This window comes from Actinomyces respiraculi (assembly GCF_014595995.2).
Taxonomy (GTDB): Bacteria; Actinomycetota; Actinomycetes; order Actinomycetales; family Actinomycetaceae; genus Actinomyces; species Actinomyces respiraculi.
Map to the genome: position 1 here is coordinate 2,143,270 of NZ_CP063989.1, position 14,522 is coordinate 2,157,791.

Annotated in this window: 10 protein-coding genes; 3 read left to right on the forward strand and 7 right to left on the reverse strand. The window is 71.0% G+C overall.

Translation table 11 applies throughout. The features are described 5' to 3' along the window. Positions 1–148: 148 nt before the first annotated feature. From ID810_RS08965 to ID810_RS08990, 6 genes are all read right to left on the reverse strand, one after another. The gene (locus ID810_RS08965) at positions 149–2,776 is read right to left on the reverse strand and encodes an MMPL family transporter (RefSeq protein ID WP_166855864.1); all 2,628 of its coding nucleotides are present in this window, start codon (positions 2,774–2,776) and stop codon (positions 149–151) included. Positions 2,777–3,292: 516 nt separating this feature from the next. Next, positions 3,293–4,063, reverse strand: a complete 771-nt coding sequence (locus tag ID810_RS08970; protein ID WP_166855866.1) for a carboxymuconolactone decarboxylase family protein — start codon at positions 4,061–4,063, stop codon at positions 3,293–3,295. Positions 4,064–4,238: 175 nt separating this feature from the next. After that, positions 4,239–6,665, reverse strand: a complete 2,427-nt coding sequence (locus ID810_RS08975; RefSeq protein ID WP_425321768.1) for a glycoside hydrolase family 3 protein — start codon at positions 6,663–6,665, stop codon at positions 4,239–4,241. 211 nt (positions 6,666–6,876) lie between these two features. Continuing rightward, positions 6,877–7,851, reverse strand: a complete 975-nt coding sequence (locus tag ID810_RS08980) for an aldo/keto reductase (RefSeq protein WP_166855867.1) — start codon at positions 7,849–7,851, stop codon at positions 6,877–6,879. A 108-nt stretch (positions 7,852–7,959) separates the two neighbouring features. Further along, positions 7,960–8,649, reverse strand: a complete 690-nt coding sequence (locus ID810_RS08985; RefSeq protein ID WP_166855869.1) for a response regulator transcription factor — start codon at positions 8,647–8,649, stop codon at positions 7,960–7,962. Continuing rightward, on the reverse strand, positions 8,646–9,899 hold the full coding sequence (locus ID810_RS08990) for a sensor histidine kinase (RefSeq protein WP_166855871.1): 1,254 nt from the start codon (positions 9,897–9,899) through the stop codon (positions 8,646–8,648). The genes ID810_RS08985 and ID810_RS08990 overlap by 4 nt, the downstream gene beginning before the upstream one ends. A gap of 122 nt (positions 9,900–10,021) precedes the next feature. Between ID810_RS08990 and ID810_RS08995 the strand changes: the two genes are divergently transcribed. Genes ID810_RS08995 through ID810_RS09005 form a run of 3 tightly spaced genes read left to right on the forward strand, consistent with a single transcriptional unit; the run spans position 10,022 to position 13,366 of the window. Next, complete coding sequence (locus ID810_RS08995) at positions 10,022–11,035, forward strand: ABC transporter ATP-binding protein (RefSeq protein ID WP_166855873.1); 1,014 nt, start codon at positions 10,022–10,024, stop codon at positions 11,033–11,035. Position 11,036: 1 nt separating this feature from the next. Further along, complete coding sequence (locus ID810_RS09000; RefSeq protein WP_166855875.1) at positions 11,037–12,185, forward strand: ABC transporter permease; 1,149 nt, start codon at positions 11,037–11,039, stop codon at positions 12,183–12,185. Next, positions 12,182–13,366 carry an ABC transporter permease gene (locus ID810_RS09005; RefSeq protein WP_166855877.1) on the forward strand — a complete coding sequence of 395 codons (1,185 nt, stop codon included), beginning with the start codon at positions 12,182–12,184 and terminating at the stop codon, positions 13,364–13,366. Before ID810_RS09000 ends, ID810_RS09005 begins: the two co-directional genes overlap by 4 nt. Positions 13,367–13,397: 31 nt before the next feature. Here ID810_RS09005 and guaA read toward each other — a convergent pair whose 3' ends face one another. Beyond that, positions 13,398–14,381: a glutamine-hydrolyzing GMP synthase gene (gene guaA / locus ID810_RS09010; protein WP_166855879.1), complete on the reverse strand. Its 984-nt coding sequence runs from the start codon at positions 14,379–14,381 to the stop codon at positions 13,398–13,400. Positions 14,382–14,522 lie beyond the last annotated feature (141 nt).

Below are 14,522 nucleotides of genomic sequence, written 5' to 3' on the forward strand. Positions count from 1 at the left end.
GCGCGGCACGGCCCTGCACGGCAAGGAGCTGCTGGTGGCGGTATCGCCGGGCGCCCCGGCAGCTACAACCATGGCGGCAACGCCCGCGTCCTCACCACCCCGCGGGAGGCTCTGGGCGACCGCGAGGTCTGACCGCTACCGCACTCCCCTACCCAACCCTGCGCCCGGCCACGACCCACCGGTCGCTGACCGCCAGCAGGGCCGGCAGGACGAAGACGATGAGCAGGACGGCACTGAGCGCACCGATGGAGATCGTCTGGCAGATCTGGCCGACAGTCGGGTTCTCGAAGAGCCGGCCGAGGACCCCGGTCACGAGGACCATGATGAGACCGCTGGTGAGGATGGTGTGGATGGCGCCGTCGTAGGCGCCCGTGAGGGAGTCGACGACGCCCTCGGTGCGCCGGTGCTGGCGGTAGTAGGTCGTCAGCACGATGGCGTAGTCGATGGTGGCTCCCATGAGGATGCACTGCACGACGAGCATCGCCAGGTAGTACATGGAGCCCGCTACCAGGCCGGAGGCGGCAATCGTCACGAGCACGCCGCACTCGACGAGCAGGACGAGGACCGCCGGCACCGCCAGCGAGCGGAAGGTCAGGGCGACGATGATGAAGATCGCCAGCGCCGTCAGCAGGGCGATGCGCAGGTTCTCCGCGGCGAAGCCGGATTGCAGCTCCCAGACCATGACGGAGGAGCCGACGCTCCAGTGCGGGCCGGCGAGCGCGTCGTCGGCCCGCGAGGTGAGGTCCTCGATGAAGGCGGTCGTCTCGGGGCTATCCTCCGGCAGGCCGGTGGTGATGAGCATGCGCGAGTGGGTCGGGCCGATGAGCTCGGCCCGGGCCTGGTCCGCCCGGGCCTTGGCAGTGGTGAGGGCGGCGGCCTGCTCCTCGCTCACGAGGCTCGCGTAGGCGGCGTCGGTGAGCACGCTGGAGCTGACGTAGGTGAGCAGCTCGTCGGTGCTCATCGTCCAGCTGGGGTCTGATGAGGTGGCGGCCGCCCGGTTGAGGTAGAGCATCTCCAGGGTGGTGGCGTCCACGCCCGGCCCGGCCACGGCGGCGGCGCTCGCCTCGTCGAGGACCACGCCCTGCTGGGCCGCCTCGGCCTGGGCCTGGGAGACCCGGATCTGGGTGAGGGTGGCGGCCATCTCCTCCGGAGTCAGCTCCGCGCTGAGCAGGGCGGGGTCGATGAGGCCGGCAGCCGCGGCGTCGCCGAGCTGGGACAGCCCGGCCAGGGCGGCAGCGTCCTGCTCGCTCAGTACCGACGGCGATGCCTGGCCCCCGACCTGGGTGGCTTGGGTCTCGCTGACGTAAGCGGCAAGGTCGTTGATGCTCATCGTGCCGGTCTCGCCGCCGTGGTAGCGGTAGTAGATGAGGGCGAGGGACTGCGGGTCCAGGACGGGGGCCTCGTCGAACCGCCCGACCTGGCCGCCGTCGGACCGCCCGACCTGGGCGGTGAGGGCGGCCTGCATCTGCTCGGCGGTCAGCTGCGCACCCAGGGTGGTGCCGTAGCCCTGGACGGAGCGGACCTGGTCTGCGTAGTCGGCGGCGATCTGCTCGCCGAGGGCCGTGGCGGCCACCTCGTCATCGTTGGCGTAGACGAGGACCACCTGGTTGTCCTTGGCGAAAACGTCGGCGACGGCGTCGTCACGATTGAGTGTGAAGGCGGTGGTCACCTGCCCCTGGGCGAGTCCCACCCCCACGAGCAGGACGACGAAGACCGCGGCGATCGCCCAGCGCCCCCGGTGCTCGGCGCGGGCGAGGCCGCCCAGCCGCGGCTCGACGAAGGGCTTGGCGGTGCGGGCGATGAGGCCGTCGCACCAGATGAGCAGCGCGGGCAGGAGGGTCAGGACGCACAGCAGGGAGATGAGCACGCCCTTGGCGAGCACGATGCCCAGGTCCTGTCCGATGCGAAAGCTCATGAGCGTGAGCATGAGCAGACCGACGAAGGTCGTCAGCGAGGCGGAGGAGACGGCGGTGAAGGCCTTGGCGAGGGCCGTCTTCATGGCGGTGACGGTGGCGCCCGCCTCGACGTCGGTCCCGGCGGCCCGCTGGGCCTGGCGCTCCTGGCGGTAGCGGTTGGCGAGGATGATCGAGTAGTCCATCGACAGCACCATCTGCAGGATGCCGGCGATGGAGCTGGAGACGTCGGAGATCTGCCCCTGGATGAGGTTGGTGCCCATGTTGATGATGACGGCGACCCCGATGGTCACAAGGAAGAGCAGCGGCTCGATCCAGGAGGCGCACATGAGCACGAGGATGACGGCGGCCAGGGCGACCGCCACCACGAGGATCCACAGGGGCACCTGTGAGGCGTTGGAGGGGTTGTCCGTGCTCCACACGAGGCCGTTGGTTTCCTGGGCCTCGAGGGCGGCGGTGACCCGGGCGTAGGCGTCGGAGTCGTAGTCCCCGTCGATGCTCAGGACATAGAGGGAGGCGGTGGCACCGTTCACCTGGGTCACGTGGTGCTCGTCCTCGGCGAAGTCAACGGCCCTGACTCCGTCGATGGCGGCAAGCTGGTCGGCGACGGCGGCGCGGTCCGCCTCAGTGGCGGGGCCGGTGACCATGACGCGCACGCTCGCCGTCGGCTCCTCCGCGCCCCACTCCTGCTCCATCACCCGCATGCCGACGCGCATCTGGGAGTCATCGGGCAGGAACTCGCGCTGGTCGGTGATGATGCCGACCCGCGGGAGGAGCAGGGCGGTGGCGGCTGTGAGGACGGCCAGGAGGGCGACGACGGCGCGGCGGTGGTCGACAATAAGCGAGGCAAGCCTGGAGAACACGGGGCCTCCCGGAAAACGGATGCGGATACGCCAAGGTTAAGCCCGCCCCCAGCCCTGTGCGCGAAGGCGCCACCGAAGCCGCTGGCGCGAGCCGCGGCCTGGGCGGGAAGTAATACCCATGACAGTGGGTATTGCACGCTCAAGTGACTGGCGTGATGTGCGGAATGTGGACTTTTCCTTGGTATTCCACCGTTTGACCCCGAAGGCCGAAAACCGCCTCTGAGGCTCCCATGTGCATGGGGGCTGCTCACGCACATGGGAGCCGAACGACTCACAAGCTCCAATCCAGAAAACCGCGGAATTCCGCGGAATCTGTCGGAGGTCGGAAAGCGTGAGCGTGCAAGAGCGTGCGACCCGGACACAACATGCCATCGCGGGCAGTTGTGACCACGCTGCGAGGCTCGCCCGAACACAGCACCCACAGCCGCACGCATGCGCTGAGCCTCGAGTTTTCGGGCCGGCCCCTGATGCTTCCCCTGATGCTTCGGGTCAGGGACCAGTGTGAACGCTCAGGCCTCAGCGGTAGGCCTCGAAGGAGGCCCCTTCCTCGTAGTTGGCGACGAGGACGAGACCGCTGAGCGCGTAGGGGCCGCCAATGTAGGGCAGGGCCTGGACCAGGGCCGCCGCGACCTTCTGGCGCGAGTTGCCGGCCCGAATCGCCCCGGCCACGTGAGGCCGCAGCTGGGTCGCGGCCCCGAGGGCAGCGATGGCGACGAGGCTGACGAGCTCGCGGAAGGCGATGTCGAGCACGCCGCGCGTCTCAACCTCCCCGAAGGCGACGGCGGTGAGCATGTGGGGGACCTGAGTGTCGAAGGGGGCCGGCAGGCCCGCGAAGACCTCCGCGACCTCGTCCCCGTAGAGAGGACGCTGGATGGCAGCGCCCGCCTTCTCACGCTTCTCGTAGGCGACCGTCGCGGCGGGCGCGAGAGGCAGGGCGACGCCGTGCGCGGTCAGGACCTCGTTGAGGACCGCCACGGCGTTGAGCGTCTTGGGATAGCCGATGTAGGGCTGGCACTGGTAGACGGTCTCGCGCAGCTGCTCGGGCGTGGCACCGACCCTCAGGGCCGCACCCACGTGAGCGCGCAGCTGTGGCAGCGTCTGCATCGTGGCCAGGCAGGTGACGGTGAGGAGCTCACGCTCGACGTCGGTGAGGACCCCGGCCGAGAAGACCTCATCGAAGATCTGGTTCTGGAGGGTCTCCATGAGCTCGGGGTCGGTGGGGCTGGGCTCGGGCTCAGCGCCGAAGAGCCGGGTGAAGGTCTCGCGGGCGGCGGGGGTCAGGGGCATGGTCTCTCCAATCGCTGGTGATCAGGTGTGAAGATGGCGTCGGCCCGGCGTCCCGTGGAGGTCTCCACGGGACGCCGGGCGACGACGCGGGCCGGGCTCAGTGGGCGGGCGAGCGGCCGACCTCGGCGGCTCGACGGCGCAGGCCCGACCGAGCGGACGGATACGCGAGCCGGGCTCAGCGGGCGAGTTTCCAGGCCATGCGCACCACTCGGGCGGCCTGCGTCTGAAGGCGTTCGCGCGTGAGGGTGGCGCCCGACTCGGACCCGCCGGCCAGAGCCTCGAGGATGTCCTGGCGATCCTCCTCACAGCCGGGCATGAACAGCTCGTTGCCCGCGGCGACGGTGGCGCCCGCGGCAGCGCGCGGGTGCGTGAGGTCGGTGCGGGTCATGAAGCGCACCACCCAGTCGGTCATGACGAGCCCCTGGTAGCCCCACTCCTCACGCAGGATCGTCTCCAGCAGCTCGGCGGACTCGGAGGTGTGGACTCCGTTGACGAGGTTGTAGGAGGTCATGAGCCCATGCGGCTGGGCCTCGCGCACGCAGATCTCGAAGGAGCGCAGGTACAGGTCGCGCGCCGCCCGCTTGGAGACGCGGCTGTTGGAGTTGAGCCGGTTCGTCTCCTGGTTGTTGAAGGCGAAGTGCTTGACGGTGACGCCGCGGCCCGGGTGCTGCTGCACGCCGCGGGTGATGCCCGCAGCGATGCGGCCGGACAGCAGCGGGTCCTCGGAGAAGTACTCGAAGTTGCGTCCGCACAGGATGGAGCGGTGCAGGTTGAAGGCCGGGGCGAGCCACAGATGCGCCCCGAAGTGCTCCATCTCGGTCCCCACGAGGTCGCCGTAGGCGGCCGCGAGCGCGGGGTTCCAGGTCTGGGCGACGGCGGTGCCGATCGGGATCGCCGTCGTGTACTGCTCGTAGGTGGACCGCGGGGTGCGGGGCTCATTGACAAGGCCCAGCGCCGCCAGGGACTCCTCGTCCATGAGGTCACCCATGAGTCCGCCGAAGGCGCTGCCGAGCGGGAAGGCACCGCGCTCGTCAACGCCGACCTGCGGGGCAAGGCGCAGGCCGGCTGGGCCGTCGGGCAGGATGAGCGGCGGGACGTTCTCGACGCGGGTGGTGGACTGGCCCGCGGCGCCAATGAGGCTGGAGGCGGCCTGGCCGATGATCGACTGCTTGTCTGCGGCCTCGGCGTAGTCGCCCAGGACGAGGTAGCTCAGGTCGTCGTCGCTGAGCCCCCGCACGAAGTCCAGCTCCTCGCTCAGGTCGACGGCCTCCTGGGTGTCGTCGCGGCGCAGGTCCGCTGCGGCCACGGCCAGGCGCGGGGCGTCGTCGGGAATCTCGACGGCGGTGGGGGCCTCGGGGCGCCAGTCGGTGAAGCCGGCCTCGCCCAGGACATCGTGGAGGCGGCGCACGATCGCGGTCTCGGCGAGGGTGATGACAGCGGCGACGGCGGTGGCGCGGCTGGAGGTGCCCACGCGCACGACGTAGTCGCCGGCCTCCAGGACGGTGGCGGCCGTGGCCTCGTTGTAGGAGGCGAGGTCGACCAGGTCGAAGGATACGGTGGTCTCGGTGCCCACGCCGGGGGCCAGCTCCGCGGTCTTGGTGAAACCGGCGAGCGCCTGGTAGGGCTGGTCGAGGTCGCCGGCGGGGACGGAGACGTAGACCTGGACGACCTCCTTGCCGGGGCGGGTGCCCGTGTTGGTGACGGGGACGGTGACGGTGACGGTCGAGGCTTCGACGTCGACGGCGGCGTCGCCGAGTGCGAAGGTGGTCCAGCCCAGGCCGTGGCCGAAGGCGAAGAGGGGCTCGGCGCCCACGGAGTCGAGGTAGCGGTAGCCGACGTACACGCCCTCGCGGTAGTCGGCGTCGTCACTCTCACCGAAGGTGCCCACGGCCGGGTAGTCCTCCCAGGCGGCCCAGGTGGTGGCGAGGTGGCCGGAGGGGTAGGCGGTGCCGAGCAGGACGTCGGCGAGGACGTCACCGGTGACGGCGCCGAGCTGGGACAGCACGAGGATGTTGGCCACATCCTTGACGGGGGTCAGGTCGACGGGGCCGCCGACGTTGAGGACGAGGAGGAAGGGCTTGTCGGCCGCCTCGAGGGCGAGGATGTCGTGCACCTCGTCGTCGGTGAGCATGACGTCGCCGGGGACGGGGGTGCGGTCGGTGCCCTCACCGGAGTCACGGGCGACGACGTAAATGGCGACGTCGCCGTCGCCGTCGAGGGGCAGGTCGACGGCGGGAGCGGGCACGACGGCGCCCATGGCGTAGAAGATGGGGGGCTGGCCGGCGGCCTTGGCCTCGGCCTTGATCTGGGTGAGGAAGTTCCGGTAGGCGGCGTCGGCGAGGGTGTCGTAGGCGTCGAGCCAGGAGCGGGTGGTGATGTCGAAGCCGGCGTTGATCAGGCCCTCCTCGATGGTGACGACGTGGCGGGAGTTGACGTCGCCGGAGCCGGTGCCGCCCTTGACGGTGCGGCGCACGCCCGCGCCGTAGGCGTCGATGCGGCAGGGCGCGTCGAGGGGGAAGGTCCCGTCGCTGCTGAGCAGGACCATGGACTCGGGGGCGGCGGCCCTGACGGTCGCGAGGTGGTCGATCTCGAACTGTTCCACGTGTGGCTCCTTCGCCGTCGTCGGGGTGCTGGTGGCGGCTCACCAACGTTGGGAGCTGGCCACGCCACAAATCCTACCGCCCGGTACAAAATGACGCTAGCCCCTTACCCCTCCCCCAACTCCTCGGTGTGCTCGCGACGTACGGATATGCGCCGTGTCGAGAGCACACCGAGGAGTTCGAGAGCGTGGGGGCGGCGGGTCGGCCGACGTGTCAGGGCCGCGGCAGCGCTCCGACGACGTCGTGGGCCTGGTAGGGCTCCTCGAGGAAGGCGACCTCCTCGGCGCTCAGCTCCAGGCTCAGCGCCCGCACGGCGTCGTCGACACGGCTGGGCCGCGAGCAGCCGACGATGGGGGCGGCCACGCCCTTGGCCCAGTGCCAAGCGAGGGCGACGTCGGCCATGGGCACGCCCAGGCGTGCGGCCAGTGTCGCCACCCGCTCGATGACGGGCATGTCGATCTCGCGGGTACGGTCGTACTTGTCGCGCATCATCACATCCGTCCTCGAGCGCGTGGAGTCGGAGTCCCACTCGGGGCGGGCGAGGTGGCCCGAGGCCAGCGGGCTGTAGGGGGTCAGGCTCATCCCGTACTGCTCGCACACGGGGATGAGGTCGCGCTCGTCCTCGCGGTAGAGCAGGTTGTAGTGGTTCTGCATGCTCGCGAAGCGGGTCCAGCCGTGGGAGTCGGCGACGAGCTGCATGTTGTGCAGCTGGTAGCCGTACATGGCGCTGGCGCCCAGGGCCCTGACCTTGCCGGCGCGCACGAGCGCGTCAAGGGCCTCCATCGTCTCCTCCACCGGGGTGGCGTAGTCGAAGCGGTGGATGATGTAGAGGTCGAGGTAGTCGGTGCCCAGGCGCTGGAGCGTGCCCTCGATCTCCCGCGCGATGGCGGGGGCGGTGAGGGTCCCCTCGTTGAAGTAGACCTTGGAGGCGAGCACGACGTCCTCGCGCTTGACGCCCAGGTTCTTCAGGGACGTCCCGATGAACTCCTCACTCGTGCCCCGGGCGTAGGTGTTGGCCGTGTCGATGAAGCTGAGGCCGAGCTCGAGGGCTCGGGCGATGACGGCCTGAGTCGAGGGCTGGTCGATGACCCACTGATGGAACTCGGGCACGGCCTGCCCGAAGCTCATTCCTCCCAGGCACAGGCGGGGAATGCGAATGCCGGTGGTACCCAGTTCGGTGTACTTCATGGCTCTCTCCTTCGATGACGCCGGTGACCGCATCCGCGCGGCGGCTTGCACTCTGCCATCTCCCCGGCGTGGGCGTAATAGTGCGATCGGTCATATTTAGGGGTGCCGTCAGACCGCTTGGGGGTGCACGGCGCGCAGGTAGAGGACGGCGAGCTGGGTGCGGTTGCGCAGCCCGGTCCTCGCCAGGGCGGCGGAGACGTGGTTGCGCACCGTGCCCTCGCTCATGAACAGCCTCTGGGCGATCTCGGCGTTGTCGAGGCCGTCGGCGACGGCGCGCACGACCTCGTACTCGCGCTCGGTGAGGTCCCGCAGCGCCTCGGGGCGCTCCTCGCCCGTCGAGGCGCCCGCCCGGCCGACGCCCCGGGCGCCCGCCGGGGCACCGCCCGCCGCGGCACCGGCGAGCACGCCCCTCTCGACGACCTCACCCTCGAGCACGCTCATGCCTGCCATGACCCCGCGCAGCGCGGGGGCGATGCGGGCGACGTCCTGCTTGATAAGGAACCCCCGTGCCCCCATGCGCAGGGCACGACCGATGTACTCGTCGTCGGCGAAGGTCGTGAGAAAGACGATGCGGGCCTGGGCGTCCTCAGCCAGGACCTCCTCGGCGGCGCTGAGCCCGTCCCCAGCGGGCATGCGCACGTCCATGAGCAGGACGTCGGGGCGGTGGCGGCGCCACAGGGCAACCGCCTCGGGGCCGCTGGTCCCCGTGGCGACGACGTCGATATCACCCTCGGCGGTGAGGATCGTGGTCAGGGCCTGGGAGACGATGACGTCGTCGTCGACGATGAGCACTCTCATGCCGGCTCCTCCTGGGGCTTGGGGATGGTGGCGAGGATGGTGAAGCGCGGGCGGGCGTGCACGTGCAGGCGGCCGCCCAGCGCCTCGACGCGGTCGGCCATCGACATGAGGCCCAGGCCACGGTGGGACGGGCGGGGGGCGGCCGGGTCCTGCCGGCCGCGGCCCCGGGGACCGCCATCGTCGAGCCGGCCGGGGGCCGGCAGGCCGGGGTCGAGACGGCCGGCGCCGTCGTCGACGACCCGCACGCGCCACAGGGCGGGCAGGTCCGTCACGCTCACGCTCACGCGCTGCGCACGCCCGTGGCGCACCGCGTTGGTCAGCGCCTCGCGCACGAGCGCGCTCACGCACCGCGCCACCTGGGCGGGCGGCTCGCGCTCGAGGTCGCACTCGACGTCGACCTCCAGGCCGCTGCGCCCGGCCAGGACGTGGAGCGTCGTCGCCAGGTCCTGGGCGTCGTCGGCCAGGTCGTGGACGGAGGTGCGCATGAGGGTGAGGGCGTCGTCGATACCCGACGTCAGCGTCCCCAGCGCCGCCACGACGGCCTCGTCGTCGCGGTGGACGACCTCCAGGGCCCGCGCCTGGAGCAGGAGGCGGGTGAGCTGGTGGCCGACGCCGTCGTGAATGTCCTGGGCGATACGGGTGCGCTCACCCAGGACGGCCGCGCGCGCCTCGTACTCGGAGGCCTCCTCGAGGCGGGCGCGCGAGACGACGAGGTCGCGGATGCGCCGGTCGAGGTCGTCGCGCAGGACATGCATGTGGCGGGTGCGACCCGCCAGCTCGACGGTGCGCACGGCCAGCAGCGCGCCGAGCAGGGCGACGGCGCCAACGAACGCGACCGTCGCACCCTTAACGACGTCGGGATGATCCAGGGCGCGCAGCCACACGGGCACCGCGGCCGCGAGCGCCCACGTCCACCACGCCGGGCGGTCCCCGCCGTGCGACCTGCGCGTCAGTGCCCTCACGAGGTCGTAGACGAGCAGCGGGACCACGACGACGGCGCGGGGCTCGAGCGCTCCGGCCAGCAGGAGCGCCGACGGCATGAGGGCGCTCGCCCCCGCGCGCGCTCGCGTGCGCCTGGCGCCGTCGCCACCGTCCTCGCCACCATCGCCCTCCTCGAGGGCGCCGCACAGGGCGGAGACGGTGACGGCGACGAGGAGCCAGGCGACGGCGTGCCCGTCCGCCTCGCAGGCGATGACCACGATGGCGACGCACACGCCCGCCAGCACCGCCTTGTCGGCCACGACCCTCATAGCGCGATGATAGGGACCCGCGCGCCACCCATGACACCTGTCACGGGTGAGCGAGCGGGCGCCGTCGTCCTCATGACGGCAGGCACTTCCGGGCGCCATCGGGCGCCGGGGAGCATGGATCCATGACCAGATCACCGCATCCCCGCTCCTCAGCGGCCCCCTCACCGGCATCCGACGACGTCCCTGCGGTCGCCATCGACGGCCTCATCAAGCGCTACGGCGAGCTCGTCGCCGTCGACGGGCTGTCCCTCACCGTCCCGCGCGGCGAGATCCTCGGGCTGCTCGGCCCCAACGGCTCGGGCAAGACGACGACGATCAGCTGCCTGCTGTCCCTCCTGAGCTACGACGCCGGGCAGGTGCGCGTCCTGGGCAAGCCGATGACGCCAACCTCCTACGCCCTCAAGCGGCGCGTCGGCCTCGTGCCCCAGGAGGTCGCGGTCCTCGACGAGCTCACCGTGCGCGAGAACGTCGACGCCTTCTGCGCCCTGTACGTCACCGACCGCACCGCGCGCCACGAGCTGGTCGAGGAGGCCATCGCCTTCGTCGGCCTGGAGAAGTTCGCCCGGTTCCGGCCGGCCAAGCTCTCCGGAGGGCTCCTGCGCCGTCTCAACATTGCCTGCGGCATCGCCCACCGGCCCGAGCTCGTCATCTTCGACGAGCCGACCGTCGCCGTCGACCCGCAGAGCCGCAACGCCATCCTCGAAGGCATCTCGCGTCTCAACGAGCAGGGCGCCACGATCATCTACACGAGCCACTACATGGAGGAGGTCGAGCAGCTGTGCGACCGCGTCGTCATCATGGACGCCGGCCGCCAGGTGGCAGCGGGCACGCCCCGTGAGCTGACCGCCATGATCGGCACCGGTGACCGTGTGAACGCCGAGCTCCTCGCACCCGAGACCCACGGCGAGGTGTTCCTCGAGCGGCTACGGCGCCTGGAGCACGTGCGCTCGGCCTCGATCGACTCCGAGGGGCTGCTGGCCGTCGAGTGCCGACCCGGTTCCCACAACCTCTCCGACATCCTCTCCGTCCTGTCCGAGGCCGGCGTCACGGTGGGCCGTGTCACCTCACAGCCGCCGACCCTCAATGACGTCTTCCTTGAGATCACGGGCCGTGCCCTGCGGGACGAGGCGGCCTGAGATGGCAACCCTCGTGCGCTACGAGCTCGTGCGCCTGCTGCGCGACAAGACCCTGCTCATGTGGGCTCTCGTCCTGCCCTTGTCCCTCACCGTCATCTTCATGGCGATGTTCTCCCACCTCGACGACTCCTTCGCCCCCACCCCGATGACGCTGGGCGTCGTCGAGGACACCGCCTTGACCGAGGCGCCCGGCGTGTCCCAGGTCGTCGAGACAGTCTCCACCGGGGCGGACAGGCTCATCGACCCGGTGCCTGCGGCCGACGCCGAGCAGGCGCTGGCGGCGGCCCGCGCCGGAGACACCCTGGGCTACCTCGACGTCACGGACGGCCGCCTGGTCCTCCACCTGACCGACGAGGGCAACGCGACGACGACGGCCCCGGTCCTGCGGGCGGCCCTCGACGTCTGGGCGCAGACGGGCGCGCAGATCGACTCCCTCACCGCGGCCGTCGCCGCGGGCGAGGTCTCCCCCGACGCCCTGGCCGCCCTGCCCGCCTCGGGGCGGGGACCCGACGTCACCCGCGAGATGGCGCTCACGCCGGTGGCCAGCTCGTCGGGCACGGGCTACTACCTGTCCCTGCTCGCCTTCACCTCCGCCATGGGGATGATGTTCGCGCTCGTCGCCGTCCAGGAGTGCCTGGCTGCCTCCGGCCCCACCGGTGCCCGGCGCACGCTTGCAGCCCTGCCCAGGCGCACCGTCCTGGCCGGGGTCCTGCTCGCCTCGTGGGTGGCGATGACGGTCTGCCTGCTCGTGGCCCTGGCCGTCATGGTGCTCGTCGCCGACGTCGAGATGGGCCCGCACGGGTGGCTCAGTGTCGTCGCCGTCGTCGTCTCCAGCCTCATGAGCTGCGCGGGCGGCGCCCTGCTGGGGACCTGGCCCTCGCTCAAGCCCGCCATCGTCTCAGCGGTCGCATCGTTCCTCTCACTGTTCACCGGCCTGTACGGCCCCGGAGCCAAGAACCTCGCCGACTCCCTGGAGGAGACGGTGCCGTGGCTGGCGCGGGCGAACCCGTTGTGGCACTCGTCCCGGGCCTTCTACTCGCTGCTCTACTTCGGCTCGCTCGAGCCCTTCGTCCTGGCCTGCGCGGCGATGACCGCCTTCGCCGTCGTCTTCTTCGTCCTGGCCCTGCTGCGTCTGAGGAGGACAGCATGAGCACCCTGAGAACCTGCCTGCGCATCGTCGCGGCCCACCGCAAGTACCTCGTGGTCTACCTCGTCCTCATCAGCTCCCTCGGGCTGCTCACAGGCATGTCATCGACCCGGGCCTCCGCCCAGGACGTCACCCGGTCCCACCCGGTGCTCGCCGTCATCGACCGCGACGGCTCACACCTGTCCCAGGCGCTCGCGGACTTCGCCGCGTCCGTGGGTGAGGTCAAGGAGGTGGACGACTCCGTCCAGGCGCTGCAGGACACGACGGCGCGCGGGCGCGTGGCCTACATCCTCATCATCCCCGACGGCTGGGGGCAGGCCATGGCCCAGGCCGCGGCCACCGGTGGGCAGGCGCCCGCCCTGGAGACGGTGACGAGCTACCGCTCCGCCGACGGCTCCCTCGTGGACCTGCGGGTCAACACCTACGTCGACCACCTGCGCACCGCCCTGGCGACGCGGACGCAGGATCCCGCCGAGGCCGCCGCTCTCGCCGCGCAGTCGAGCTCGGCGGGCATTGAGGCCGAGCTCATCAGCGCGGACCAGCCGCCGCTGAGCCAAGGGCTCGTCATCTTCGCCCTGTTCTCCTTCTACCCGCTCCTGGCCTACTCGGTGGTCAGCGTCTCGAGTGTCATGACGGCCCTGCGCCGCCGGGCGGTGCGCGCGCGGATCCTGTCCTCGCCGACGACCGCGCGCTCGCGCAGCCTGGGAATGATCGGCGCCTGCCTCATCATCGGGGTGGTCGGCTGGGCGTGGATCTGCGCCATGGGGGTGTTCGTCTTCGCCCGCGACTCGCTGGCGACGTCCGGCCCGCTGCTGGCGGTCGTCGGCCTGGCGCTGCTGTCCCTGTCCCTGTTCTCCGTCTCGATCGGCTTCCTGCTGGGGCAGGCTGGCCTGGGCGAGACCGCGGCGAGCGCGGTAGCCAACATTGGCGGGATGGTGCTGACCTTCATCGGCGGGGCGTGGATCCCCAAGGACATCATGCCCCAGGCCGTCCTCACGGTCTCGCGCCTGACGCCTGGCTACTGGGCGAGCGAGGCGATCCTCGGTGCGGCCTCGGCGCCGTCCTCCTCCTGGGGGGACCTGGCCCCGCTCGCCGGCTACTGCGGGGTGTGTGCGCTGTTCGCCGTGGCGACGGCCTGCGTCGGTCTCTTCCTCGGACGAAGCCGGGCACACGCGGCGCTGTGAGATGGGGGTGGGTGGGGCAGGCGCGGCGGCCTCACTCCCACTCGATGGTGCCCACGGGCTTGGGGGTGAGGTCGTAGGCGACGCGGCACACGCCGGGAACCTCGGCGAGGATGCGGGCGGTGAGGCGCTTCATGAGCGGCCAGTCGAGCTCGGGCACCTCGGCGGTCATGGCGTCAACCGTGTTGACGCAGCGGATGATGACGGGCCAGTCGAAGGCACGCCGCCCCTCGCGCACGCCCGTGGCGCGCACGTCGGGCACGACGCAGAAGTACTGCCAGATGTTGAGGCCGGCGGCCTCGATCTCCTCACGGACGATGGCGTCGGCCTCGCGCAGCGCCTCGAGGCGCTCGCGGGTGATGGCGCCCAGGCACCGCACGCCCAGGCCCGGCCCGGGGAAGGGCTGGCGGTCCACCATGGAGGCGGGCAGGCCGAGCTGGCGGCCAACAACGCGCACCTCGTCCTTGTAGAGCAGCTTGACCGGCTCAACGAGCTCGAAGTCCATGTCCTCGGGCAGGCCGCCGACGTTGTGGTGGGCCTTGACGCCGTCGGCGGACTCGAGGATGTCGGGGTAGATGGTGCCCTGCGCGAGGAAGCTGATGCCCTCGAGCCTGGCGGCCTCCTCGGCGAAGACGGCGACGAACTCGCCTCCGATGATCTTGCGCTTGGCCTCGGGCTCCGCCACGCCCTCGAGCAGGGCCAGGAAGCGGTCGGAGGCATCGACGTAGACGAGGTTGGCGTCCATGCCCTTTTCGAAGACCTCGACGACCTGCTCGGACTCGCCCTTGCGCATGAGGCCGTGGTTGACGTGGACGTTGACCACCTGACGGCCGATCGCCTTGATGAGCAGGGCGGCGACGACGGAGGAGTCGACGCCGCCGGACAGGGCCAGCAAGACCTTGCCGTCGCCGACCTGTGCGCGCACGGCCTCGACCGCCTCGGCGATGAAGGCGTCCGCGAGCCCGGGGGTGGTGATGCGCTCCATGTCCGCCGGGCGGGTGTTGGAGGTGAGGTCCATGGGGTCTCCTTGGTCGGTGGGGTGCAGGCGAGTGGTGCCACGCCGCCCAGGCGCAAGTGTGCCGCCTCGTCCTTATTCCAGAAAGACATGGGCCGCTCATCGGTGTGCACCACGGCGCCCAACCGGCGCCGCCTCATGCGT

Coding starts and splice junctions, on each gene's coding strand:
- ID810_RS08970 (WP_166855866.1), bottom strand. CDS start 4,063: ATGCCCCTGACCCCCGCCGCCCGCGAGACCTTCACCCGGCTCTTCGGC.
- ID810_RS08980 (WP_166855867.1), bottom strand. CDS start 7,851: ATGAAGTACACCGAACTGGGTACCACCGGCATTCGCATTCCCCGCCTG.
- ID810_RS08985 (WP_166855869.1), bottom strand. CDS start 8,649: ATGAGAGTGCTCATCGTCGACGACGACGTCATCGTCTCCCAGGCCCTG.
- ID810_RS08990 (WP_166855871.1), bottom strand. CDS start 9,899: ATGAGGGTCGTGGCCGACAAGGCGGTGCTGGCGGGCGTGTGCGTCGCC.
- ID810_RS08995 (WP_166855873.1), top strand. CDS start 10,022: ATGACCAGATCACCGCATCCCCGCTCCTCAGCGGCCCCCTCACCGGCA.
- ID810_RS09000 (WP_166855875.1), top strand. CDS start 11,037: ATGGCAACCCTCGTGCGCTACGAGCTCGTGCGCCTGCTGCGCGACAAG.
- ID810_RS09005 (WP_166855877.1), top strand. CDS start 12,182: ATGAGCACCCTGAGAACCTGCCTGCGCATCGTCGCGGCCCACCGCAAG.
- guaA (WP_166855879.1), bottom strand. CDS start 14,381: ATGGACCTCACCTCCAACACCCGCCCGGCGGACATGGAGCGCATCACC.